Source organism: Microbacterium sp. LB12 (assembly GCF_037150835.1).
In the GTDB taxonomy this organism is placed as follows: Bacteria; Actinomycetota; Actinomycetes; order Actinomycetales; family Microbacteriaceae; genus Microbacterium.
In genome coordinates this window covers 192,577-216,646 of record NZ_JBBCPF010000003.1, presented here as the reverse complement: position 1 = coordinate 216,646, position 24,070 = coordinate 192,577, and the positions used below count along the sequence as shown (strand labels likewise).

At 67.5% G+C, this 24,070-nt stretch carries 27 protein-coding genes and 1 other RNA gene; 21 read left to right on the top strand and 7 right to left on the bottom strand.

All coding sequences use genetic code 11. The annotated features are described in order from the left end of the window. Positions 1-930, bottom strand: a complete 930-nt coding sequence (locus WFM69_RS08060; protein ID WP_337003438.1) for a patatin-like phospholipase family protein — start codon at positions 928-930, stop codon at positions 1-3. 243 nt (positions 931-1,173) lie between these two features. Here WFM69_RS08060 and dapB point away from each other — a divergent pair, with 243 nt between their 5' ends. Both dapB and WFM69_RS08050 read left to right on the top strand, forming a co-directional pair. Further along, on the top strand, positions 1,174-1,914 hold the full coding sequence (gene dapB / locus WFM69_RS08055) for a 4-hydroxy-tetrahydrodipicolinate reductase (protein WP_337003436.1): 741 nt from the start codon (positions 1,174-1,176) through the stop codon (positions 1,912-1,914). Beyond that, positions 1,914-2,348, top strand: a complete 435-nt coding sequence (locus WFM69_RS08050; protein ID WP_337003434.1) for a hypothetical protein — start codon at positions 1,914-1,916, stop codon at positions 2,346-2,348. The genes dapB and WFM69_RS08050 overlap by 1 nt, the downstream gene beginning before the upstream one ends. A 15-nt stretch (positions 2,349-2,363) precedes the next feature. Here WFM69_RS08050 and WFM69_RS08045 read toward each other — a convergent pair whose 3' ends face one another. From WFM69_RS08045 to WFM69_RS08035, 3 genes are all read right to left on the bottom strand, one after another. Next, entirely contained in the window at positions 2,364-2,789 is a 426-nt protein-coding gene (locus tag WFM69_RS08045) for an OsmC family peroxiredoxin (RefSeq protein WP_337003432.1), read from the bottom strand. 83 nt (positions 2,790-2,872) lie between these two features. Next, positions 2,873-3,361, bottom strand: coding sequence for a DUF4395 domain-containing protein (locus tag WFM69_RS08040; protein WP_337003430.1), 489 nt, complete (start codon positions 3,359-3,361; stop codon positions 2,873-2,875). A 19-nt stretch (positions 3,362-3,380) separates the two neighbouring features. Then, entirely contained in the window at positions 3,381-3,791 is a 411-nt protein-coding gene (locus WFM69_RS08035) for a TlpA family protein disulfide reductase (RefSeq protein ID WP_337003428.1), read from the bottom strand. A 117-nt stretch (positions 3,792-3,908) separates the two neighbouring features. Between WFM69_RS08035 and WFM69_RS08030 the strand changes: the two genes are divergently transcribed. From WFM69_RS08030 to WFM69_RS08020, 3 genes are read left to right on the top strand one after another with little or no spacing between them, the layout of a single operon-like run. Further along, complete coding sequence (locus WFM69_RS08030; protein WP_337003426.1) at positions 3,909-4,718, top strand: thymidylate synthase; 810 nt, start codon at positions 3,909-3,911, stop codon at positions 4,716-4,718. Further along, the gene (locus tag WFM69_RS08025) at positions 4,715-5,191 is read left to right on the top strand and encodes a dihydrofolate reductase (RefSeq protein ID WP_337003424.1); all 477 of its coding nucleotides are present in this window, start codon (positions 4,715-4,717) and stop codon (positions 5,189-5,191) included. Before WFM69_RS08030 ends, WFM69_RS08025 begins: the two co-directional genes overlap by 4 nt. Next, on the top strand, positions 5,191-5,952 hold the full coding sequence (locus WFM69_RS08020; protein ID WP_337003422.1) for an SDR family NAD(P)-dependent oxidoreductase: 762 nt from the start codon (positions 5,191-5,193) through the stop codon (positions 5,950-5,952). Before WFM69_RS08025 ends, WFM69_RS08020 begins: the two co-directional genes overlap by 1 nt. A gap of 9 nt (positions 5,953-5,961) precedes the next feature. Here WFM69_RS08020 and WFM69_RS08015 read toward each other — a convergent pair whose 3' ends face one another. After that, positions 5,962-6,513, bottom strand: a complete 552-nt coding sequence (locus WFM69_RS08015; protein WP_337003420.1) for an NUDIX hydrolase — start codon at positions 6,511-6,513, stop codon at positions 5,962-5,964. A 56-nt stretch (positions 6,514-6,569) separates the two neighbouring features. Here WFM69_RS08015 and dapA point away from each other — a divergent pair, with 56 nt between their 5' ends. The 14 genes from dapA (at position 6,570) to dapF (ending at position 20,578) form a co-directional block, all read left to right on the top strand. Continuing rightward, complete coding sequence (gene dapA / locus WFM69_RS08010; RefSeq protein WP_267418235.1) at positions 6,570-7,547, top strand: 4-hydroxy-tetrahydrodipicolinate synthase; 978 nt, start codon at positions 6,570-6,572, stop codon at positions 7,545-7,547. Positions 7,548-7,600: 53 nt separating this feature from the next. Next, positions 7,601-9,277, top strand: a complete 1,677-nt coding sequence (locus WFM69_RS08005; RefSeq protein WP_337003415.1) for a ribonuclease J — start codon at positions 7,601-7,603, stop codon at positions 9,275-9,277. Between the two features lie 67 nt (positions 9,278-9,344). Beyond that, the gene (locus tag WFM69_RS08000; protein WP_337003413.1) at positions 9,345-9,839 is read left to right on the top strand and encodes a GNAT family N-acetyltransferase; all 495 of its coding nucleotides are present in this window, start codon (positions 9,345-9,347) and stop codon (positions 9,837-9,839) included. A gap of 74 nt (positions 9,840-9,913) precedes the next feature. Beyond that, positions 9,914-12,661 (top strand): DNA translocase FtsK, encoded by a 2,748-nt coding sequence (locus WFM69_RS07995; RefSeq protein WP_337003411.1) that lies wholly within the window; start codon positions 9,914-9,916, stop codon positions 12,659-12,661. Then, complete coding sequence (gene pgsA, locus WFM69_RS07990; protein ID WP_337003409.1) at positions 12,661-13,236, top strand: CDP-diacylglycerol--glycerol-3-phosphate 3-phosphatidyltransferase; 576 nt, start codon at positions 12,661-12,663, stop codon at positions 13,234-13,236. The genes WFM69_RS07995 and pgsA overlap by 1 nt, the downstream gene beginning before the upstream one ends. After that, positions 13,233-13,721, top strand: a complete 489-nt coding sequence (locus WFM69_RS07985) for a CinA family protein (protein ID WP_337003407.1) — start codon at positions 13,233-13,235, stop codon at positions 13,719-13,721. The genes pgsA and WFM69_RS07985 overlap by 4 nt, the downstream gene beginning before the upstream one ends. Before the next feature lie 141 nt (positions 13,722-13,862). After that, on the top strand, positions 13,863-14,171 hold the full coding sequence (locus WFM69_RS07980; RefSeq protein ID WP_017830901.1) for a helix-turn-helix domain-containing protein: 309 nt from the start codon (positions 13,863-13,865) through the stop codon (positions 14,169-14,171). A 17-nt stretch (positions 14,172-14,188) separates the two neighbouring features. Next, complete coding sequence (locus WFM69_RS07975) at positions 14,189-14,413, top strand: DUF3046 domain-containing protein (RefSeq protein ID WP_337003404.1); 225 nt, start codon at positions 14,189-14,191, stop codon at positions 14,411-14,413. Between the two features lie 269 nt (positions 14,414-14,682). Continuing rightward, entirely contained in the window at positions 14,683-15,732 is a 1,050-nt protein-coding gene (gene recA, locus WFM69_RS07970) for a recombinase RecA (RefSeq protein WP_337003402.1), read from the top strand. 287 nt (positions 15,733-16,019) lie between these two features. Then, the gene (locus WFM69_RS07965) at positions 16,020-16,604 is read left to right on the top strand and encodes a regulatory protein RecX (protein ID WP_337003400.1); all 585 of its coding nucleotides are present in this window, start codon (positions 16,020-16,022) and stop codon (positions 16,602-16,604) included. A gap of 50 nt (positions 16,605-16,654) precedes the next feature. Further along, positions 16,655-18,202, top strand: coding sequence for a tRNA (N6-isopentenyl adenosine(37)-C2)-methylthiotransferase MiaB (gene miaB / locus WFM69_RS07960; RefSeq protein WP_337003398.1), 1,548 nt, complete (start codon positions 16,655-16,657; stop codon positions 18,200-18,202). Next, a complete protein-coding gene (miaA, locus tag WFM69_RS07955; protein ID WP_337003396.1) occupies positions 18,199-19,110 on the top strand; it encodes a tRNA (adenosine(37)-N6)-dimethylallyltransferase MiaA in 912 nt (303 codons plus the stop codon). The genes miaB and miaA overlap by 4 nt, the downstream gene beginning before the upstream one ends. 37 nt (positions 19,111-19,147) lie before the next feature. Further along, on the top strand, positions 19,148-19,696 hold the full coding sequence (locus WFM69_RS07950) for a dihydrofolate reductase family protein (protein WP_337003394.1): 549 nt from the start codon (positions 19,148-19,150) through the stop codon (positions 19,694-19,696). A gap of 9 nt (positions 19,697-19,705) precedes the next feature. Beyond that, on the top strand, positions 19,706-20,578 hold the full coding sequence (dapF, locus tag WFM69_RS07945; protein WP_337003392.1) for a diaminopimelate epimerase: 873 nt from the start codon (positions 19,706-19,708) through the stop codon (positions 20,576-20,578). Between the two features lie 21 nt (positions 20,579-20,599). Here the strand turns inward: dapF and WFM69_RS07940 are convergent, their stop codons facing one another. Then, positions 20,600-21,241 carry a class I SAM-dependent methyltransferase gene (locus WFM69_RS07940; protein ID WP_337003390.1) on the bottom strand — a complete coding sequence of 214 codons (642 nt, stop codon included), beginning with the start codon at positions 21,239-21,241 and terminating at the stop codon, positions 20,600-20,602. A 68-nt stretch (positions 21,242-21,309) separates the two neighbouring features. Here WFM69_RS07940 and hflX point away from each other — a divergent pair, with 68 nt between their 5' ends. Continuing rightward, positions 21,310-22,821 (top strand): GTPase HflX, encoded by a 1,512-nt coding sequence (hflX, locus tag WFM69_RS07935; protein WP_337003388.1) that lies wholly within the window; start codon positions 21,310-21,312, stop codon positions 22,819-22,821. Between the two features lie 6 nt (positions 22,822-22,827). On the opposite strand, the gene WFM69_RS07930 is transcribed toward hflX, so the two are convergent. Continuing rightward, positions 22,828-23,493 (bottom strand): SIMPL domain-containing protein, encoded by a 666-nt coding sequence (locus WFM69_RS07930; protein ID WP_337003386.1) that lies wholly within the window; start codon positions 23,491-23,493, stop codon positions 22,828-22,830. A gap of 142 nt (positions 23,494-23,635) precedes the next feature. On the opposite strand from WFM69_RS07930, the gene ssrA reads away from it, so the two are divergent. Next, positions 23,636-24,005, top strand: a transfer-messenger RNA (tmRNA) gene (gene ssrA, locus WFM69_RS07925). Positions 24,006-24,070 lie beyond the last annotated feature (65 nt).

The window sequence follows — 24,070 nt, the reverse complement described above, 5'->3', positions numbered from 1 at the left end:
TCAGTCCCAGAACGCGAGGAGCGTCGCTGCGGACGAGCGCCCCTGTGCGAAGCCGGAGCGTGCGGCGGGTGCTCGGGTCGACGGATCCATGACGTTGTCGCCGAACGCGGCCCGCGACTCCTCGTCGGGGAACAGCGTCTCGACCACGCTTCCGCGCGAGCGCAGGTCGGCGACCTGTGCGGACAAGTGGGTGCCCCATGCCGCAGGCACCCGCGACGCCCCACCGAACGGGGACAGGACCAGGACTCTCCTGCAGCCGACTGCCAGGTCGGCGTTGTCCGCGTTGCTCCGATAGCCGCCGTCGATGTAGCTCGCGGAGCCGATGCCGTAGGCGAACCCGCTCGCACAGCTGGCAGCTACCGCGTCCACGAGGTCGACTCCGCTGTCGCGGTCGAACATCACGGGCTCGCCCGTGGCGGCGTCGACTGCGGTGAGCAGCATGTGCCGTTCCGGCCACTCCTGGCGGGGCAGGCGCCTGGCGACGATCTCACGCCAGCGCGGGCCCGCTTCCGGTGAGGCCGCGGCGAGTTCGATGGCGGCGGCGCCCATCCGTCGGCGCATGTCCGCGGGACCGTCGGACGCGTCGATGATCCGCTGTGTCCGCGTCAGCTGCGCGGACACAGCACTCGCACCGCTGCTCGTCGGGCGCGACGCAGTCGGGCGTGATCGGGGAGCTCCGGACGGTGCAGACAGGATCTGATCGAGCAGCGCTACGGGACGAGCGCCGGTGATCTGAGCTGCGGTCGTCGCTCCGGCGGATGTCCCGATGATGAGGTCGGCCGTCGTCGCATCGAGCCCGGCGTCGGCGAGCCCGGCGATGATGCCGATCAACCAGGCATTGCCGGCTGATCCGGCGCCGCCGAGAACGAGCGCGCGTTCTCGGAGTGCGGGGGTCTCTTCGTGCGGGGAGGGGGAGGTGGTGATGTTCATGGAAGTGCCTCTCGCGGAATGCGTCAAGGGACTCCCGCCGCGGTCACCGCAGTCGCGGGGGCGTGTGCCGGGAGGGAGCACCCATCGGGGATACAGCGTTCATGGGTCTCACCTCCTGACGATCGTCGCGACCACGGAACGCTACCACGCCGGCGGACGAAGGGGGACGACGGAGCCGCTCGCCTGCCCCACGGCCCCGCGCGCCCCGGCCGGACCGTCGTACCCGCTCCCTAGACTGGACGCATGACCACGCAGGTAGCCCTCGTCGGCGGAACCGGAAAGCTCGGCACCATCATCCGAGGGGTGATCGATGAGCTCGACGGGTTCGAGGTGGGGCGAGTGCTGAACTCGTCCAGCGAACTCTCCGAGCTCGATGGCGCCGACCTCGTGGTCGATGCCTCCACGCCTCAGGTCAGCATCGATGTCGTCCGGGGTGCCGTCGAGCGGGGCATCAACGTGCTCGTGGCGACGTCCGGATGGTCGGCGGAGCGGATCGCTCTCGTGCGTCCGCTGGTCGAAGCGGCGGGCACCGGTGCCGTTTTCATCCCGAACTTCTCGCTGGGGTCCGTTCTCGGGTCGGCCCTCGCCGCGGCGGCCGCACCGTTCTTCGGGTCGGCGGAGATCATCGAAGCCCACCGTGAGACCAAGATCGATTCACCCAGCGGTACCGCGGTGCGCACGGCGGAACTGATCGCCGCCGCCCGTGCCGAGCAGGGGCCCGTGAGCGCGCCGCATGCGGACCAGCGCGCCCGTGGTCAGCAGGTCGGAAGCGTGCCGATCCACTCGCTCCGGCGTCCGGGAGTCGTCGCCAAGCAGGAGGTCATCCTCTCCGGCCCGGGCGAGTCGCTCACGTTCACGCACGACACGACCGACTCTGCGCTCGCGTATGCGCCGGGGATCCGGCTCGCCGTGCCCTTCGCCACGACGGCCAGCGGTGTGTTCGTCGGCCTCGAGCACATGATCGATATCGGCATCCGCTCGTGATGTCGCGGATCGGCGTCGCCTTGATGGCCGCGGCGCTGTTGGTCTATCTGGCCGTCGCGATCTGGCTCGCCGTGATGTTCATCTCCGTAGGCACGCCGATCTCGATCGGCATGGGTATCACCCTGCTCGTGCTCGCACCGATCGGCGCCTGGGCGCTGGTGCGGGAGATGATGTTCGGGTTCGGGGCGGATCGCCTCGGGCGCCTGCTCGACGCGGAGGGCGGGATGCCGCCGGTCGAGACGGAGCTCACTCCGAGCGGAAGAATCGCTCGTGATGATGCCGACCCGCTCATCGCCCGGTACTCTGCCGAGGCGGATGCGGCCGTTGACGACTGGCGTGCGCGTTATCGTCTGGGCGTCGTGCAGGATGCGGCCGGACGACGGAAGGATGCCAGGGCCAGCATCCGCGAGGCGATCCGTCTCGCGCGCCGCTGACCCCGGCGCGGCCGATCAGGCCAGCGTCGCCTCGAGGGTGATCTCGATGCCGGCGAGCGCCTGCGACACCGGGCAGCCGGTCTTGGCTCCGTTGGCGATCTCCTGGAACGCCTCGGGGGTCAGGTTCGGGACGGTGGCGTTCACGTTGAGGTGACTGCCCGTGATGCCGACGCCGGGCTTGAAGGTCACGGAAGCGGTGGTGTTGATGCGCTCGGGCGGGGTGCCGTTCTCGGCGAGGGCGTGCGAGAGCGCCATGCTGAAGCAGGACGCGTGTGCCGCGGCGATCAGCTCCTCCGGAGTGGTGGTGGTGTCGCTGCCCTCGCTCCGGGCCTTCCAGTTGATCGGGAACGTGCCGCTGTTCGAGGAGGAGAACGCGACGGTACCGGATCCCTCCATGAGCGATCCGGTCCAGGTGCTGGCGGCTTCGCTGGTGACGGGCATGATTCCTCCGGTTCTCGAGCTGCGGGGCTGCGGCATCGACTCGTGGCCAGCCTAGCGAGCGCCCGCGCGCGGGGGAACTGCGCTCAGGCCGCGGGCACCGTCCGCCCGATCAGCCCGGCTCGCTGCAGCAGCAGGTACAGCTGGCAGCCGAGGCAGAACGCGAATGCCGCGTTGAGGAAGGCGGCGATGAAGGCGGCGGCGGTGGCGATCGGGAGCGCCCACGGGACGCCGATGAGATGCAGGATGAGGCCGATGCCCACCACGAAGAGGCCGACCCCCTGGGAGAACCGCGGAGGCCGCGGATCCTCGAGTTCGCTCGGGGGTGAGAGGCGCGGCCGGACCACTGCGCGGAAGAGCACGCCCCAGGGGGCGGTTCGTGGCGAGAGCACGCTCCACAGGAAGATCAGCGCGATGACCACGGTGGGCAGGAACCCGGGGTCGAGCACACGGTCGACGAGTGACGCGGACGGGGTCGCGAGGAGCGCCAGGAACGTCGCGGCCAGCAGGAGGACAGCGGTGATCGTGGCGGCGAAGCGCGGGCCGCGCGGGTCGATACCTGCGGGAGTGCTCATGGGTGCTCCATTCTGCGCCTCAGATGGCGGCGAGGGTCTCGGAGAGGGCGTGACGATGCGGAACCCCGTGGAATCGCGCGCGGACGGCACCGGATGCATCGACGACGAAGGTCGTCGGGGTCTGCAGGACCTTGTAGCGCGCCGAGAGGTCCGGACGGTGGGTCAGATCGACCTCCACATGACGGAGTCCGTCGTGACCGGCCGCGAAGTCGCCGAGGAGGCGGCGCACCTGGGGGCAGCGCGCGCACATCTCAGTGCTGAACTGCACCAGCGTCGCGTGGGGCGCGAGCTCGGTCGCGGCGTCGGCCGGATCGAAACGGAGGGGGCCGCCGTCGATGCGTCGGCCTTCGCGCCGGCGCAGCACCACGCCGATGATCGTGGCGAGCACCAGGAGTGCTGCCGCGACCCCCAATGCGAGCGCGGGTGACATGCGTTGAGGCTATGCCGTCGAGGCGGTGGGAGAGGCCGATGTTTCCGACCATGACGAACGGTCGAGGTCGGCCCGCCTGCCGCCCAGGACGGGAAGGGGGACGGTATCCTGGCTGTCATGAGCGCAGCCGTCCCGACTCCCTACGAAGACCTGCTCCGAGACGTGCTGGAGACCGGCACGCACAAGTCCGATCGCACGGGGACCGGGACCACGAGCGTCTTCGGGCGACAGATCCGCTTCGACCTCTCGAAGGGCTTCCCGCTCATCACGACCAAGCGCGTGCACTTCAAGTCGATCGCGTACGAGTTGCTGTGGTTCCTGCAGGGCGATTCCAACGTGGGCTGGCTGCGCGAGAACGGCGTCACGATCTGGGACGAATGGGCCGACGAGTCCGGTGACCTCGGCCCCGTCTACGGCGTGCAATGGCGCTCCTGGCCGACGCCCGACGGGGGCAGCATCGATCAGCTGTCCGAGGTCATCGAGCAGATCCGCCGCTCGCCCGACTCGCGCAGACTGATCGTCTCGGCATGGAACCCCGCCGACATCCCCGACATGGCGCTCGCCCCGTGCCATGCGCTGTTCCAGTTCTACGTCGCCGACGGCAAGCTCTCGTGCCAGCTGTATCAGCGCAGCGCCGACATGTTCCTCGGAGTGCCGTTCAACATCGCGTCCTATGCACTTCTCACGATGATGATCGCGCAGCAGGTCGGCCTCGAGCCCGGCGACTTCGTGTGGACCGGCGGAGACTGCCACGTGTACGACAACCATGTCGAGCAGGTGCGCGAACAGCTCGGCCGCGAACCGTACGCCTACCCCACGCTGCGCTTCGCGCGGAAGCCGGAGTCGATCTTCGATTATCGGTACGAGGACTTCGTGGTCGAGGACTACCAGCACCACGCTCCGATCAGGGCGGCGGTCGCGGTATGACCTGGGTGGGCCTGATCTGGGCCGAGGCCGCGGGCGGCGTGATCGGCGCCGAGGGCGGCATGCCCTGGCACGTCCCCGAGGACCTGGCGCATTTCAAGGAAGTCACCCTCGGCGCCCCGGTGGTGATGGGCCGCAAGACCTGGGATTCCCTTCCCGAGCGATTCCGGCCGCTCCCCGGCCGAGAGAACATCGTCATCACGCGGCAGCAGGACTGGTCCGCCGATGGCGCACGCCGGGCGGCCACGGTCGCCGAGGCCGTTCGTGGCCACGAACGCGTGTGGATCATCGGCGGCGCGGAGATCTTCCGTCTCGTGATCGCCGACGCCGATCGCCTCGAGGTCACCGAACTCGACCTCGAGGTCGCGGGTGACGCCTACGCGCCCGCCAAGACCGGGTGGCGACTCGTCGATGAAGGCGAGTGGCAGACGTCCCGCACCGGCGTGCGGTACCGCTTCCTGGGATACGAGCGCTGATGCCCACCGCGTTGATCACCGGGGCCAGCGCGGGGCTGGGCGCCGAGTTCGCGCGCCAGCTCGCACGACGCAAGGCCGATCTGATCCTCGTGGCGCGGACCGAGGCGGCACTCGAGACTCTCGGCGCCGAGCTGCGCAGCGAGTACGGAGTCGCTGTCGAGATCCTTCCCGCGGACCTCGCGGATGAGGCGGGCGTGGAGAAGGTGGCGGCCCGGCTGCGCGACGTGTCCGACCCGGTCGACCTGCTGGTGAACAACGCCGGCTTCGGGCTTCCACTGCAATTCGCCGACAACGACATCGACGACGAGGTGCGCCATCTCCGCGTGCACGTCGAGGCTTCGATGCGGCTGATGCACGCCGCCCTGCAGACGATGCGAGGCCGCGGCGGGAGGATCATCAACGTGGCCTCGGTCGCGGGATTCATCTCGCGCTCCACCTACTCCGCCTGCAAGTCCTGGCTGATCGGGTTCAGCCGCTGGGCGAACGCCGAGTACGCGCGCGATGGTGTCTCGGTCACCGCGCTGTGCCCGGGGTTCACCCACACCACGTTCCACGAGCGGATGGGGCTGCCCATCGGGCAGGAGGGCGTGCCGGGGATCATGTGGCTGAATGCGCGCGACGTCGTGCGGGAAGGACTCCGCGATGCGGCGAGAGGCAAGGCCGTCTCGATACCGTCCGTGCGCTACAAGGCGATCGTCGCGTTGGCCCGGGTGCTTCCTGCGTCACTCACCTCGGGCGTCGCGCGCCGCGGCCGCGTCTGACGACGGGCCTCAGCGGAACCTGCCGAGTCGGATTCCCGCCATCGCGATCGCAGCGATCGTCTCGCCGTCGCTGATGCTGCCGTCGGCGATCCGGGCGAGCACGGTCGAGAACGGCACCCACTCGACGGACTGGATGCCCTCGTCGGCCTGGGATGCGATGGTGGACGCGCTGTCCGCGATCGGGCGGAGTGCGCGCGCGAGGAACACGTGCTCGGAGGCCTCGGCGATACCGTTCAGGGCATTCATGCTCCCGAGCTCCGTCCACTCGTCGGCCTCGAACCCGGTCTCCTCGCGAAGCTCCCGCCTCGCCGCGGTGAGCGGGTCCTCGCCATCGCTGCCTCCGGCCGGTACCTCGGTGGTCGCCCCCACCGTGTAACGGTCCATGGTGACCAGGCACACCCGTTCATCGTGGTCCACGGCGACGATGAACACGGCCGGATGCCGCATCGACACGACGCCGTAGATGCCGTCCTCGCCCGAAGGCGACGTCACCCTGTCCTCCCGCACCTGGATCCAGGCGTTCTCGTACATCGTCTGCGTGGCGCGCGTGACCCAACCCATGTGTCGAGCGTACGGCCCGTCCGCATGAGGGGTACCCGAACCGATACGCTGGGTCCATGACGCATTCGGGCAACCCTTTCGGACAGGTTCTCGTCGCGCTCGTCACTCCGATGACGGCCGACGGTGAAGTCGACTGGCCCGCCGTCGAGAAGCACATCGATGACGTGATCACCGCAGGCGCGGACGGCATCGTCGTGACGGGAACGACCGGCGAGACCTCGACCCTGACGGACCCGGAGAAGCTCAAGCTCGTCGAGGTCGGCAAGTCGGTGTCCGCTGGTCGCGCCAAGATCATCACGGGTGGTGGCTCCAACGAGACCGCGCACGCGATCGAGCTGTACAAGGCGAGCGAGAAGGCCGGCGCCGACGGCATCATGATCGTGACGCCCTACTACAACAAGCCGACCCAGGCGGGCATCCTCACGCACTTCCGTCTCGTCGCCGATGCGACCGACCTGCCGGTGATCCTGTACGACATCCCCGGCCGCACCGGCGTGCCGATCAAGTACGAGACGATCCTGCGCCTGGCGAAGCACCCGAACATCCTCGCGGTGAAGGACGCCAAGGGCGACTTCTCCGAGGTGAGCCGCGTGCTCAACCAGACGGATCTGATGTACTTCTCCGGCGATGACGCCAACGTGCTGCCGCACCTCGCGATCGGCGCCACCGGACTCATCGGTGTCACCGCGAACGTCGCCGCGGCGCCCTATCGCACGATCATCGATGCCGTGAATGCGGGCGATCTGGCCACGGCCACCGCCGAGCACAAGCGCCTCGAGCCGCTCGTCCGCGCGGTCATGACGCACGTGCCCGGCACCGTCGCGGCGAAGTACATCCTGCACGGGCTCGGACGCATCTCCAGCCCGCGCGTCCGTCTGCCCCTGGTCGGCCCCGAGGAATGGGAGGCGGCGCTCATCGAGGATGAGCTCGACCTCGTCAAGGACGTTCCCGGCGCCGACTTCTCGAACTTCCGACCCGACCGCAACGCGGCTGCGGGTGGCGCCCTGCCGAAGGTGCACGGCACGACGCGCTGAGTCGCGTCGCCATGAACGAACGGACGCGCGGAGTGTCCGACTGAGGAGACAGCATGTCCATTCCCCTGGTAGAACCGACCGCTCTCGACGAAGGCACGCTGCGGGTCATCCCGATCGGCGGTCTCGGTGAGATCGGTCGGAACATGACCATGTTCGAGTACGACGGCAAGATCCTGATCGTCGACTGCGGCGTGCTGTTCCCCGAGGAGCACCAGCCCGGCGTCGACCTGATCCTGCCGGACTTCGAGCCGATCCGTGACCGCCTCGACGACATCGTCGGCGTGGTGCTCACGCACGGACACGAAGACCACATCGGCGCTGTGCCCTACCTGTTGCGTCTGAAGAGCGACATCCCGCTGATCGGTTCGGGGCTCACGCTCGCACTGGTCGAGGCGAAGCTCAAGGAGCACCGGATCAAGGCCTTCACCTTGACCGTGAAGGAAGGTCAGCAGGAGAAGGTCGGCCCCTTCGACCTCGAGTTCGTCGCGGTCAACCACTCGATCCCGGATGCGCTGGCCGTCGCGATCCGCACGCCCGCGGGCATGGTGCTCGCCACGGGTGACTTCAAGATGGACCAGCTGCCGCTCGACGGCCGCATCACCGACCTGCGGGCGTTCGCGCGCCTCGGTGAAGAGGGCGTGGATCTGTTCCTCGTCGACTCGACCAACGCCGACGTCCCCGGTTTCACTCCGACCGAGCGGTCCATCGGTCCCGTGCTCGACCAGGTGATCGCGAAGGCACCTCGTCGCGTCATCGTCGCGAGCTTCTCGAGTCATGTCCACCGGGTGCAGCAGGTGATCCACGCCGCGCACGCCAACGGTCGGCGCGTGGCTTTCCTCGGACGCAGCATGGTGCGGAACATGACAATCGCGGAGCAGCTCGGCTATCTGAAGGTGCCGGACGGCGTCCTGATCGACTTCAAGAAGGCGCGCGACCTGCCGGACGAGCAGATCGTCTACATGTCCACCGGTTCGCAGGGCGAGCCGATGGCCGTGCTTAGCCGGATGGCGAACCTGGATCATGCGATCGAGATCAGCGAGGGCGACACGGTCATCCTCGCCTCCAGCCTCATCCCGGGAAACGAGAACGCGGTCTACCGCGTGATCGACGGACTGACCAAGCTCGGCGCGAACGTCGTGCACAAGGCCAACGCGAAGGTGCACGTCTCCGGTCACGCCGCCGCGGGTGAGCTGATCTACTGCTACAACATCCTGAAGCCGAAGAACGTGCTTCCTGTGCACGGCGAGTACCGGCACCTGATCGCGAACGCCAAGCTCGCGCAGGACACCGGCATCTCCGAGGACAACACGATCATCGCGTCCAACGGCACCGTGATCGACCTCAAGGGCGGAGTCGCGAAGGTCACAGGTCAGCTCGACCTCGGCTTCGTGTACGTCGATGGCTCGACCGTGGGCGAGATCACGGATGCCGACCTCAAGGACCGCCGTATCCTCGGCGAAGAGGGCTTCATCTCGGTGATCGTGGTCGTGGATGCCGGTACCGGCCGGATCATCTCCGGTCCCGAGATCCACGCACGTGGTGTCGCCGAGGACGATTCGGTGTTCGACGATGTCACGCCGAAGATCGTCGCGGCTCTCAAAGAGGCGTCGGGCAACGGCGTCCGCGACACCCATGCACTGTCGCAGGTCGTGCGTCGCACTATCGGTCGCTGGGTCAACCAGCGTCTGCGTCGTCGTCCGATGATCGTTCCGCTCGTCATCGAGGCCTGATCCGGGGAGCGCCCCACTCACGGCTGCTCGTCATCCGGACGTAACACCGTCGTCCTATGCTCGCGCCATGTACAGGGGCTTCTCCCTTCGCAGGGCGGCGCAGACGGATGCGGTGTTCCTTGGCGACATGCTCGTCGAGGCGGCGAACTGGCGCGCGGGGGGAGTGCGGCCGAGGCACGAGGTGCTGGGTTCTGCCGATCACCGCCGTTATCTCGCGGGCTGGATGCGGACGTCGGACGACGGTCTGGTGGCGACCGGCGATGACGAGGTCCCGATCGGTGCGGCCTGGTATCGCGTGCTGCCGCAGAACGAGCCCGGCTTCGGGTTCGTCGGCGTCGCGGTGCCGGAGCTGATCATCGGAGTGCACCCGCTCTGGCGTGCGCGCGGTGTCGGCCGCTCTCTGCTGCGTGGCGTCGTGCAGCTCGCGGGTGCGCAGGGACATGCGCGGATCAGCCTGAGCGTCGAGCGTGACAACTTTGCCCGAAACCTCTATCGCGCCGAGGGGTTCAGCGTGGTGGGGGAGGGCCCGACCAGACACACGATGGCGCGCGCCACCGCCTGAGAGTGCGATGGTTGAAATGGCTGGAAAGCCGCGTCATTACGGGGAATGTCAGCTGCTGGTCGTAGCGTGAGAGCATGGCCAGGAGTTCCACGAAGACTGAGCGCGCGTCGAGCAGCGCACCGTCGCGCCCCAAGCGGCAGACGGCTCCGAAGGCCCAGCCCGCGCCGAAGAAGTACATCGACGAAGTCGACAAGCCTCCGGTCGCCGTCCGGGCCTGGGTCGGACTGGCGCACGGCGTCGGCGGACTCTTCCGCGCATTCGGTCCCGAGACGCTCGACAAGGACGACCGCCGCGACGGGTTCCCGTTCCTGTTGGTGATCCTGGCCGTGCTCGGCGCGGTCAATGAGTGGTTCTTCATCGGCAACGAGGTCGCCGCCAACATCAGCGCCTACTCCGTCGGACTGTTCGTCGGTCGGGTGGCGTTCATCATGCCGGTGCTGCTTCTTCTGCTCGCCGGATGGCTGTTCCGTCACCCATCGTCGGTTCACGATAACGGGCGCATCGGTATCGGCTTCGGCATGTTCGTCCTCGCGCTTTCGGGAATCTTCCACGTCGCGGGGCCGCGTCCTCATCCGAACGAGGGGATGCCTGCCCTCAGCGAATCCGGCGGACTTCTCGGATGGCTCGTCGGCCAGCCGCTCACGTACCTGACCGACATCCCCGCGTACATCGTGCTCTCGCTTCTCGTCGTGCTGAGCATCCTCATCCTCACCAAGACGCCGCCGAACCGGATCGGTTCGCGCCTCGGCGACCTCTACGCCTGGATGTTCGACGCCGAGCGCGCCGAGAAGCCGGCCAAGGATGCGGCGGCGATCGATGAGGCCGACAAGGTCGACGACCCCGACGTGCTGCCCTGGTGGCGCCGCAACAAGACCGGCCGTGAGGAGGATCCCGATGAGGGGACTCTGGGCTCCGACGACATCACGGCACTGCTGACCACCTCCGAGCCGACCCCGGCCTACGACCAGGCGGTCGTGGTCGAGAACCCCTACGACGCCGCCACCGAGGTGCTCTCCGAGGTGCGGTCGGTCGCCGATTCGCTGGCGGAGCAGCAGACGACGGCACTGCTCGACGACTCGTCAGACACCGGTGAGGTGCCGGAGCTTCCGGGTCTCGACGGCTTCGGCACGGAAGGCCCGGGGGACCGCGGCCCGCAGGCTCCGGTCGCTCCCTACATCCTGCCCTCGCCCGGCCTGTTGGTCGAAGGGCCGCCGCCGGTGATGCGCTCCGAGGCCACCGACAAGGTGATCGAGCAGATCACGAGCGTGCTGTCGCAGTTCAAGGTCGACGCCAAGGTCACCGGTTTCTCGCGCGGCCCGACGGTCACGCAGTATGAGGTCGAGGTCGGCCACGGCGTCAAGGTCGAGAAGATCCTGCAGCTGAGCAACAACTTCGCCTACGCGGTCGCGTCGAACGATGTGCGCATCCTCTCGCCGATTCCCGGCAAGAGCGCGATCGGCATCGAGATCCCGAACGCCGACAAGGAGATGGTCGCGCTCGGCGACGTGCTTCGGTCCCCGGCCGCGCAGAAGAGCACGCACCCGATGACGATCGGTGTCGGCAAGGACGTCGGCGGCAACATCGTGATCGCGAACCTCGCGAAGATGCCGCACCTCCTCGTGGCGGGTTCCACGGGCTCGGGTAAGTCGAGCTTCGTGAACTCGATGATCACAAGCCTGCTGATGCGTGCGCGCCCGTCCGATGTCCGCATGGTCCTGATCGACCCGAAGCGCGTCGAGCTCACCAGCTATGCCGGTGTGCCGCACCTCATCACGCCCATCATCACGAACCCGAAGAAGGCGGCGGAAGCGCTGCAGTGGGTCGTCAAGGAGATGGACATGCGGTACGACGACCTCGCGTCGTTCGGGTTCCGTCACATCGACGACTTCAACCGGGCGGTGCGTGCTGGTGAGGTCGAGGTGCCCGTGGGCAGCGAGCGCGTGCTCAAGCCCTATCCGTATCTTCTCGTCGTGGTCGACGAGCTCGCCGACCTGATGATGGTCGCCCCCCGCGACGTCGAGGACTCGATCGTCCGTATCACCCAGCTCGCCCGAGCCTCCGGGATCCACCTGGTCCTCGCCACGCAGCGTCCGAGTGTCGATGTCGTCACCGGTCTCATCAAGGCCAACGTGCCGTCGCGGCTCGCGTTCGCCGTCACCAGCGTCACGGACAGCCGTGTGATCCTCGACAGCCCCGGTGCCGACAAGCTCATCGGTCAGGGTGACGCCCTGTTCTCTCCGATGGGGTCGTCGAAGCCGTTCCGTTTGCAGGGGGCCTGGGTCGACGAGAAGGAGATCGACGCGGTCGTCAAGCACGTCACCCGCCAGGCCCGTCCGGACTATCGTCCCGACGTGCAGGAGGCGATGGAGCCGACGAAGAAGAAGGAAGTCGACGAGGACATCGGCGATGACCTGGAGCTGCTGCTCGCCGCGGCCGAGCTCATCGTCTCGTCGCAGTTCGGGTCGACCTCGATGCTCCAGCGCAAGCTGCGCGTCGGCTTCGCGAAGGCAGGACGCCTCATGGACCTGCTCGAGTCGCGTGAGATCGTCGGACCGTCGGAGGGGTCGAAGGCTCGCGACGTGCTGGCGACGGCCGAACAGCTCCCGCAGGTGATGGCGAAGCTGCGCGGAGAAGACGCCCCGGCGCCCGCGGCCGCTGCGGCGCCCGCGGCCGCTGCGGCGCCCGCGGCCGCTGCGGCGCCCGTGGCGCCCCCGGTGCCGCCGCTTCCTACGCACGATCCGATCGCAGCTCAGTACGAGGGGCTCCCCGAGGTGGAAGCCGAGGGCGACGAAGACGCCTGGGGTCTGACGGGGCGTGACTGATGGCGATTCCTCGGCAGCTGCCCAACGCGATCACGGTCGCGCGCATCCCGCTCGCGGTCGTCTTCTTCGTCCTGTTGCTGGTCGGCGGCACGTACGGGCTCCCGGAGCCCGCACTCCGCTGGACGGCCGCCATCATCTTCATCGTCGGGATCTCCACCGACTGGGTCGACGGTTACCTGGCGCGCAAGTACGACATCGTCAGCGACTTCGGGAAACTGTGGGACCCGATCGCGGACAAGCTCCTCACCGGCGCAGGTTTTGTTGGACTCGCAATCCTCGGTGAGGTCAACTGGTGGATCGTGGCGATCATCCTGATCCGTGAGTGGGGGATCACGATCCACCGCCTCATGGTCGCCAGCGAACACGTCGTCGCGGCCGCGTGGATGGGCAAGATCAAGACGGCCTTCCAGGGCGTCGCTCTCGGCTGGGCGCTGCTCCCGCTGCACTACCTGATCGGCCTCGGTCCTTGGACACTGATCACGTTCATCCTGATGGTCATCGTGCTGGTGCTGACCGTGGCGAGCGGCATCGACTACATCATGGCGCAGGTGCGCGGCTCGCGCCGAGCCTCGTGACGAAGACGCGCGCGGCAGCAGTGCTGGCGGCGCTGAACAGAAGAGGATGGACACTCGGTGTCGCCGAGTCGCTCACGGGCGGTGCACTCTGTGCCGAGATCGTCTCCGTCCCCGGCGCCTCGACGGTGCTGCTCGGCGGTGTCGTCGCCTATGCCACGCCGGTGAAGTCCACGGTCCTCGGAGTGGATGCCGAGCTGCTCGCCGCACACGGCCCGGTGCATCCCGAGGTGGCCGCGCAGATGGCAGACGGCGTGCGACGGGTCGTGAGCGTCTCGGGGAGACCCGCCGATGTCGGAGTCTCCACCACGGGTATCGCGGGTCCGGACTCACCTGACGGGCAACCGGTCGGCACCGTCCACGTGGGGGTCGTGACACCAGAGGGCGTTCGCACGAAGATGTTCTGCTTCGACGGCGACCGCGGATCGATCCGGTCGCAGTCGGTGGAAGCCGCGCTGGAGGCACTCCTCGAACTGGTCGAGGAATAGCGTCGGCGCCGCGCTGGTTATCACTGATGTGCTCACATTCAAACCACAGCGTTCAGGGGTAGATTTTGAGCAAGCCAGCAGTATTAGACTGGCTGTCTCATCGGGGGAGACCTCGAACGATCACATGGGGAGGAGGTTCCGATGATTCTTGTACGACAGGAAATCGGCGATGTGCTGAGGGACTTCCGCCTGCAGAAGGGGCGCACGCTCCGGCAGGTCGCAAGCAAGGCGTCGGTTGCGCTCGGCTACCTCAGTGAGGTCGAACGCGGTCAGAAGGAAGCCTCGAGCGAGATCCTCGCCTCGGTGGCGGATGCGCTCGATGTGCCCATCTCGACGATCATGCGCGAGGTCGGAGATCGCATCTCCGTGCTCGAAGGCATCCAGGTGTTCCCGGACGTGGTGCCGGACGACCTCGTGGCCTCGATCGAGCCTCAGCTGTCGCTGCACTGATCGCGAGTCGTTGACCGATGCGTCGTAGCGAATTCCTTCGCGCCGTCGATACCGAGTTTCAGGCACGTGCGTCCGCGTTGGTGAACGACCTCGGGCTGTCCGCGTTGCGTGGCCGCACGTCGGTCGAGGCGCTCGCGGATGGCACGCCGCCGCGGGAGATCTGGCTCGCGTTGTGTGCCGAGATGGATGTCCCGGAGAGCCGACGGCACGGTGTCGGCCGACAGGAGCCTCGCGGGCGCTGACTGCAGTTTCGGTGTCCGATGCGTACGGGATGCATGGATCGATTCTCGGCGTGTCGTCGAAGATGTGTTCGAAACGAGCGTAGTCTTCTGCACAAGTGGTTCAGACACTCTGTTCTGCACGGTATGTGAGCTCATCGCGTCGATGTCGGTGGCCTCTCCTACGGTGGAGAACAAGCCGAAGAGCCATTACGCCTTGTCGGAGAGTTCCTCCCAACCGGGAGAGCCGCGACAGCCTACAGGCGGCATCACGCGCGCAGAAGGAGCACATCATGCCATCACCCGCCGACCGCGAGAAGTCCCTCGAGACCGCACTCGCTCAGATCGACCGTCAGTTCGGAAAGGGCTCGGTCATGCGGCTGGGCAGCGATGAGCGTGCCCCCGTGGCCGTCATCCCCACCGGCTCCATCGCCCTCGACGTCGCCCTCGGCGTCGGAGGACTCCCGCGTGGCCGAATCGTCGAGATCTACGGCCCGGAATCGTCGGGTAAGACGACGCTGACCCTGCACGCGATCGCGAACGCGCAGCGCGCTGGCGGAATCGCCGCGTTCATCGACGCGGAGCACGCGCTCGACCCCGACTACGCCGCGAAGCTCGGCGTCGACATCGATGCCCTCCTGGTGTCGCAGCCCGACACCGGTGAGCAGGCCCTCGAGATCGCCGACATGCTCGTGCGCTCGGGCGCGATCGACCTCATCGTCATCGACTCCGTCGCAGCTCTCGTGCCTCGCGCCGAGATCGAGGGCGAGATGGGCGATTCGCACGTGGGTCTGCAGGCTCGCCTCATGTCGCAGGCTCTGCGAAAGCTCACCGGTGGCCTGAATCAGACCAACACCACGATGATCTTCATCAACCAGCTCCGCGAGAAGATCGGTGTCTTCTTCGGCTCGCCCGAGACCACTGCCGGCGGTAAGGCGCTGAAGTTCTATGCGTCTGTGCGCATGGACATCCGTCGTATCGAGACGCTCAAGGACGGCACCGACGCGGTCGGCAACCGCACCAGGGTCAAGGTCGTGAAGAACAAGATGGCTCCGCCGTTCAAGCAGGCCGAGTTCGACATCCTCTACGGCGTCGGAATCTCGCGCGAGGGTAGCCTCATCGACTTCGGCGTGGAGCACGCCATCGTGAAGAAGTCCGGCTCCTGGTACACCTACGACGGCGATCAGCTGGGTCAGGGCAAGGAGAACGCGCGGACGTTCCTGCTCAACAACCCCGACATCGCGCTGGCGATCGAGACGCAGATCAAGCAGAAACTCGGCATCGGCGGACCGGCCGCTGCTCCGGCAGCGGCAGACGAGCTCGCTGAGCGTCGTCCGGCCTGATGAACGACATGCGTGGGGGCGATCCCGATCGGATCGCCCCCATCATCCCTCTCTTCGGCGGCGCTTCGAAGGGTGCGAATCCGCAGGCCGCCACCCCGGATGACGATGCAGCTCATGCCGCGGAAGTCGTGCCACGGCGCACGGGTGACGCCGGGCTCTGGCGCTCGACCTGGGATGCTCCGGTGACGACGGCTCCGACCGAGGATTCTCTCGATGCCGGCTCGCCCAGTGACCGTCATCCGGCGCGGGGAGCCGCGGGTTCTTCGCGAGCGAGGGCTCCGCAGTCCATGACCACCGCGCCCCGCCTGCGCGCGATCGACGGCGGACAGCGAGAGCGGGCTGCCGAAGGGGAGACCCCGTCGCTAGACGACCTCCGTGCCGCGGCGGAGGAGTCTCTCGTGAAGAAGCTCCGCGCGCGATCGCTGTCGGTCTCCGAAGCGCGCAAAGTGCTTCGAGACGGTGGGCTCGACGGGAGTGCCATCGACGATGTGGTCGATGACTTCTGCCGTCGTGGGTATCTCGACGACGCTGCTCTCGCGGGGGTGCTGGTCACATCGGGCGTGGAGCGCAAGGGTCAGGGGCGCGTCGCACTGGCTCGTGCACTCGCCCAACGAGGAATCCCACGGGAGGTCATCGACGAAGCCCTCGATGAGCTTCCCGACGATGACGACGAACGCGCGCTGGAGTTCGCGCGGACCAAAGCACGGTCGTTGGGTCGGTTGGACCATGACACCGCGCTGCGTCGACTGGTGGGACAGCTCGCGCGCCGTGGCTACAACGGTGCCGTGGCGATGAAGGCGGCGAAGACGGCGCTCCGGGAGACGACCTTCGGCGGTCCGACATCGGGCGTCCGTTTCGTCGACTCCGACTGAGACCGGGCACGCCGCGTCGGCTCGGCAACGGCTCGTACAATGGGTTCATCATGACTATCCCGCGCAGCGAACCGACGATCATCGCAGCGTCGTCGGCAGCCGTCGACGACGACGGACGACAGCGATCGTACGAAGTGCGCACCTTCGGGTGCCAGATGAACGTCCACGACTCGGAGAGACTCTCCGGCTCGCTCGAGAGCGCCGGCTACGTGCCCGCGCTCGACGGTGCCGAAGCCGACGTCGTGATCATCAACACGTGCGCGGTCCGCGACAATGCCGCCGGCAAGCTGTACGGCACGCTCGGACACCTCGCCGCCGTCAAGCGCCGCAAGGAGGGAATGCAGATCGCCGTCGGCGGCTGCCTGGCGCAGATGGACAAGCAGGCCGTGCTCGACAAGGCGCCGTGGGTCGACGTGGTGTTCGGCACTCACAACATGGGTTCCCTTCCCCGGTTGCTCGAGCGCGCGCGACACAACGGTGATGCCGAGCTCGAGATCCTCGAGTCGCTCGAGGTGTTCCCCTCGACGCTGCCGACCAAGCGCGACTCGGCGCACAGCGGCTGGGTATCGATCTCGGTCGGCTGCAACAACACCTGTACGTTCTGCATCGTCCCGAGCCTGCGGGGCAAGGAGAAGGACCGCCGCCCCGGCGACATCCTCAACGAGATCCGCCTCCTGGTCGAAGACGGCGCGATCGAGGTCACGCTTCTCGGGCAGAACGTCAACTCCTATGGAGTCGAATTCGGCGATCGTCAGGCATTCGGAAAGCTCCTGCGTGCGGCGGGGGAGATCGACGGGCTGGAGCGCATCCGGTTCACGAGCCCGCACCCTGCGGCCTTCACCGACGATGTCATCGACGCCATGGCGGAGACCAGCAACGTCATGCCGCAGCTGCACATGCCTCTGCAGTCGGGAAGCGACCGCATCCTCAAGGCGATGCGGAGGTCGTACCGGAGCGAGCGGTTCCTCGGGATCCTGGACCGTGTGCGCGCGCGCATCCCGAACGCGGCCATCACGACCGACATCATCGTCGGGTTCCCCGGAGAGACCGACGAAGACTTCGAAGACACGATGCGCGTCGTCGAGCAGGCCCGCTTCTCCGGGGCCTTCACCTTCCAGTACTCGATCCGTGAGGGCACGCCAGCCGCCACGATGGAGCATCAGGTGCCGAAGGAGGTCGTCCAGGAGCGGTACAACCGCCTGATCGCCCTGCAGGAGCGCATCTCGCTGGAAGAGAACCAGAAGCAGGTCGGCCGTGAGGTCGAACTGCTCGTGTCGACCGGCGAAGGCAAGAAGGACGCCGAGACCCACCGTCTCACCGGGCGCGCGCAGGACAACCGCCTCGTGCACTTCGAGGTCACGCCAGGGTCTGACCTCCCGCGGCCCGGCGATGTCGTGACGGTCACCGTCACCCACGCGGCCCCGTTCCATCTGCTCGCCGACGACCCGTCAGGACAGCCACTCCGGATCCGACGCACCCGCGGCGGAGACGCCTGGCATCGCGGTCAGTCCGAGTCGTGCGCGGTGCCGACACCGAGCAGCGACGGCGGTCCCCGTGCGGTGTCGCTGGGGCTTCCCACGCTGCGCGTCGGCGTGTGACCGAACCGCGTCTCTGGGCGGTCGTCGGCGCGACGGGAACAGGCAAGAGCGACCTCGCCATCGACCTCGCCGAAGAGCTGCGCGCACAGGGAAACCCCGCCGAGATCGTCAACGCCGACGCGATGCAGCTGTATCGCGGCATGGACATCGGAACGGCGAAGGTCGCACTCGCTGAGCGTCGAGGTATCCCACATCACCTGTTCGACGTCCGCGAGGTCGATGAGGATGCCGCGGTGGCCTGGTATCAGCCGAAGGCTCGTGCCGCGATCGAAGCGATCCATCGGGGTGGCGGCGACGCGATACTGGTCGGCGGGTCCGGCCTCTACGTGTCCAGCGTCGTCTATGACTTCCAGTTCCCTCCGCGCGACCCGGCTCTCCGCGAGCGGCTGGAAGAAGACCTCGCGACCCACGGGGTAGCACCCCTGCTCGAGAGGCTCCGTGCACTCGATCCTCAGGCCGCGGCGCGGGTCGATCCGCGCAACCCGCGGCGCATCATCCGGGCACTCGAGGTGCGAGAGCAGGGGAGCGCCACGCACGGCGCCGCGCTTCCGGAGGAGCCCGTGCTCTGGTACCCGCACACACGGCTGATCGGGCTTCATGTCGACCGAGCCGAGCTGGTCGACAGGCTGGACTCCCGGGTCGAGCGGATGTGGGAGGCCGGGCTCCTCGCCGAAGTGGCCGAGCTTCGCGACAGGGGACTCGAACGCGGCACCACCGCGCCCCGAGCCATCGGCTACGCCCAGGCGCTTGCCCAGCTCGACGGCAGCCTCAGCGAGCACGAGGCGATCGCCCAGACCCAGGCGCTCACACGACGCTACGCGCGCCGACAGGTCTCGTGGTTCAAGCGCTATCCCGATCTCGAATGGTGGGATGCGCCGGTGCGGGCCGAGGCGCTCCTCGTACGCTGACCGAGCCGATGTCGGAGGTCTGTGCGAGCCTGGCTCCATGACGACCCACTTCTACACCGCCTCCAGCCTCGACGGTTTCATCGCCACCGAACAGCACTCGCTCGACTCGCTGCTGTCACAGGACATCGACCAGGACGGTCCCATGTCGTACGCGGATTTCGAGAGGAATATCGGCGCGGTGCTGATGGGCGCGTCGACCTACGAGTGGGTGATGCGGCACGAGGAGGGGCGCTGGGGCTACACCCAACCCGCGTGGGTCTTCACCCACCGCGAACTCGCCCTGCCGGACTCGGGGGACGTGCGTCTCACCCAGGCGGATGTCCGCACCGTGCACGCGGAGGCGGTCGCGGCGGCAGGGGAGAAGGACGTCTGGATCGTCGGTGGGGGCGACCTTGCGGGTCAGTTCGCCGATGCGGGCCTGCTCGACGAGGTGTGGGTGCAGTATGCGCCGGTGACCCTCGGCGCGGGCGCACCGTTGCTGCCGCGACGGCTCGATCTCGAGCTCATCGAGGTCGCGCGCAATCGGAGCTTCCTCTGCGGCAGGTACCGCGTCATGCGGGGCGAGGCTCACAGCGACGATCTCTAGACTGGACTCATGGTCGCATTCACCAAGGGGCACGGCACCGGCAACGACTTCATCATCATCGCCGACCCCGACGGGCAGCTCGACCTCACTGCGGAGCAGATTGCCGTGCTGTGCGACCGTCACTTCGGTATCGGTGCCGACGGGATCCTCCGCGTTGTCCGGTCGGCGGCGATCCCCGACGGAGCTGCGGCTCTCGAAGAAGAGGCCGGTGCCGAGTGGTTCATGGACTATCGCAACGCCGACGGGTCGATCGCGGAGATGTGCGGCAACGGCATCCGCGTCTTCGCCCACTACCTCGTCCGCTCCGGGCTCGCCGATATCGAACCGGGGTCGACCTTGCCGATTGGCACGCGGGCAGGTGTGCGGGATGTCACGCGAAGCGCGACCGGCTATCAGGTGGACCTCGGCCTCTGGAAGCTCTCGGGAGACGATCCGCTCGTCCGTGTGGACGGTCTGTCGGTGACACGGCCGGGACTCGGAATCGACGTGGGCAACCCGCATGTGGTAGTCGCCCTGGCATCCGAGGCGGAGCTCGCCGCGCTCGAACTGCACCGCGCACCCGATCTCGATCCGCAGCTGCCGGCCGGGGCGAACATCGAGTTCGTGGTTCCGGAAGAGCCGCTGGTGCGCGACGGTGTCGGGCACGTGCGGATGCGCGTGCACGAGCGCGGTGTCGGTGAGACGCTCAGCTGCGGCACCGGCGTCGCGGCGACGGCGCTGGCTGTGCGCCACTGGGCAGGCGACAAAGCCCCCAGCAACTGGCAGGTGGAGGTCCCCGGAGGGACGCTCGGTGTGCGCATGTTCCCGGCGGAGGACGGCGAACACGTCGCTCTCTCCGGGCCTGCCCAGCTCGTGTTCCAGGGCGAGGTAGACCTCGTCTGAGTGGGAGGCGCGCGTCGCTGGTCAGCCGAGCAGGATCGGCTCGGTCGGCGGATTCCCGTGCTTGCGCACCTTCAGGATGCGGTAGCCCTTGCCCGTGGCCGTGCGGAAGACGCTGTAGCCCGGGTGGAAGGTCGAGCCGATCCATCGCTGCAGCGAATCGGCGCCGAGGTTGCGCTGTACGACGAGCCACGCATCGCTGCGCTCGTCGAGACGCGGGATCCACCGTTCCAACAGACCGTGCAGTTCGTTCTTCCCGACGCGGATGGGCGGATTGGATCGGATCGTCCGGAATGAGATGTGTTCGGGAACATCATCGGGCAGGGACGCGTTGATGTTGCTGAGCCCGAGAGCCGCCGCATTGCGACGCACGAGGTCGAGGGCCCGCTCATTCACATCGACGGCCCACACCGTGGCATGCGGAGAGGCGAGTGCCATCGCGAGGCTGACAGGACCCCAGCCGCTTCCGAGGTCGAGAAGATCGCCACCCGGGGGAACCGGGGGCATGTTGGCGAGAAGCACTGCAGTGCCGGCATCCAGACGATCCGGGCTGAAGACCCCACCTGCGGTGGTGACTTCGAGCTCTCGACCTGCGAGCGATACGCGGATCTTACGCAGATTCTCGGGGCTTGCCGGGGCCGCAGTGAAGTAGTGATCGGACCCCATACGGTGAGCGTACCGGACAGCGCGGGCTAAGGTTAAGGCTCGCTACAAATCCCAGAGACAAGGAACGGATGACGGAGACCACGACACCCTCCACCGACGACCACACGGTCGATCGCGTGCTTGCGAGCGCAGAGAAGCGATCCGATGTGCACGTGTTCGGCGCAGCCCAGGCGCTGCAGGACGAGGCGACCGCCTCGCACGGCAGCACGGACGGCGAGCAGTGGGATCTCGAGGACCGCCACGCGCTCCGGCGGGTCGGCGGGCTCTCGACGGAGCTCGAGGACGTCACCGAAGTCGAGTACCGGCAGCTGCGTCTCGAGAACGTCGTCCTCGTCGGTGTGTATCCGCAGGGCGCCCAGGAGGACGCAGAGAACTCCCTCCGCGAGCTCGCCGCGCTGGCGGAGACCGCCGGTGCCGTGGTGCTCGATGGCGTGTTGCAGCGTCGTCCGCACCCGGACGCCGCCACGTATCTCGGCCGGGGCAAGGCGCAGGAGCTCAAGGACATCGTCGCCGCCGTCGGTGCCGACACGGTGATCGCCGACACCGAGCTCGCTCCGAGCCAGCGACGTGCGCTCGAGGACGTCGTCAAGGTGAAGGTCATCGACCGCACCACCGTGATCCTCGACATCTTCAGCCAGCACGCGAAGAGCCGTGAGGGCAAGGCGCAGGTCGAGCTCGCACAGCTCGAGTACCTGCTTCCCCGGCTGCGCGGTTGGGGCGACTCGATGAGCCGCCAGGCCGGTGGCCAAGTCGGTGCCGGCGGTGCCGGTATGGGATCGCGTGGGCCTGGTGAGACCAAGATCGAGCTCGATCGGCGACGCATCCGCACCAAGATGGCGCTGCTCCGTCGCCAGATCCGCGATTTCGGCCCGGCGCGCGAGGCGAAGCGTGCCGAGCGCAAGCGCAACACGATTCCCTCGGTCGCGATCGCCGGCTACACCAACGCCGGCAAATCGAGTCTGCTCAACGCGCTCACCAGCGCGGGCGTGCTGGTGGAGAACGCCCTGTTCGCCACCCTCGACGCGACCGTCCGTCGTACCGAGACGGAAGACGGCCGCGTCTACACGCTCACCGACACGGTCGGGTTCGTCCGCAACCTCCCGCATCAGCTCGTCGAGGCGTTCCGCTCGACACTGGAGGAGGTCGGCGAGGCAGATGTGGTGCTCCACGTCGTCGATGGCGCACATCCGGACCCCGCAGGACAGCTGCAGACCGTGCGCGACGTGCTCGGCGACGTCGGTGTGCGCGACCTGCCGGAGATCGTGGTCTTCAACAAAGCCGACCTGATCAGCGAAGACGAGCGTCTGGTGCTGCGGGGGTTGCAGCCCCACGCGCACTTCGTGTCGTCGCGCACCGGTGAGGGGATCGCGGAGCTCCGTACCGCGGTCGAGGAGGCGCTCCCGAAGCCCGCCGTCGAGGTGCACGCGGTGATCCCGTACGATCGCGGCGACCTCGTGGCGGCGATTCACGAGACGGGGATGCTGTTCGAAGTGGAGCATCGGGAAGACGGCACCGCCGTGCACGCTCGCGTGTCCGAACGGCTCGCGGCAGACCTCGCGCCGTTCCTGCGCGACGTCTGAGCGGTTTCAACGGGCGAGGAAACGCGCCTCCACCGTCGCCGAGATGACGATCTCCTCCGGCGCGTACTCCATGGCCGGGGCCGAGTCGGCGGCGAAGGCGATGCCGCCGCGCGCCTTGAGCATCGGGGCGCCTGGCGAGGGCTGTCGGTTCGAGATCAGCCCGACGTCGGCGATCTCTAGGGGCGTCACGGTCGTCAGTCCGAGAGCTCCGGCATACGCCTCCGCACGTGTGACGGCGACGCCCACGGCCTGAGCCGCGACCTCACGCTCGGTCCTGGAACGGGTCTCCGGGGTGAGGTGCCAGTCGACCGCACCGACTTCGACGCCGTCCCACGGGGAGATGTCCGAGACCCAGATCGAGAGCTCTGACGCGTCCACGAATGTCGCCGTGAAGTCGATGCTCGCGTAGTAGACCGGTGCGAGGCGCTTTCCCTCGTTGTTCCAGGGGTGTTCCGCGCGTACCGACAGTCGCGTGCTCGTCCACTCGATGATCGACCCGGCGTCCGCCCGCTGCGTGACGCTGTCGCGCAGCGTCTCGGCGAGGCGCATCGCATGCTCGACGACCACGGTCCGCTCGGCGCCCTCGGCGCGCACGGTGACACGGATGGTGGCGCGCTCCGGCGCGATACGCGCTTCGTGCTCGCCGCGGACGGTGACGGTGACTTCGCTCATGGGGCGACTCTACGCCAGCGGTCAGAAGCGCCACGGAATGGCGAAGTGACCGCCGACGTTGTAGTCTGTGATGCTCGGACGTTTTGACGTGCGGGATGGTAATTCCACAGTGTGACAGCGGCTCCTTCGAGAGAAGGACCACGGGGCTGATCGGTTTCGACAGCGCCTGTGAATCCACGAGAAGCGGGCCGAGGATGCAGAGTTATCTCGTAAACGCTCTCTGCAAAACAATAGTTGCCGAATCCAAGCGCAACGACTTCGCCCTCGCTGCATAAGCGAGCCCGATAGTCCGTCAGACCGTATGTGATTCCGATACGGATCCTGGCGTCATCTAGGAATCTTGCTGCGTGATGGCGTCTGGACGTCACGTGGGACTCTTCCCAGGCTGGGCTCGTCGACTTAGGTGTCTGTGACAAAGGTCGGAGCCGAGCAGAACGTCTTCACAGACTGCGCCCGGAGAAGGCGTGGAGACTCAGCGTTGGACGGGGGTTCGATTCCCCCCAGCTCCACCAGGTCGCTGTCACAGGAAATGAGCCCGCCTCCCGCGGAAACGAAAGGGAGGCGGGCTTTTTCATCG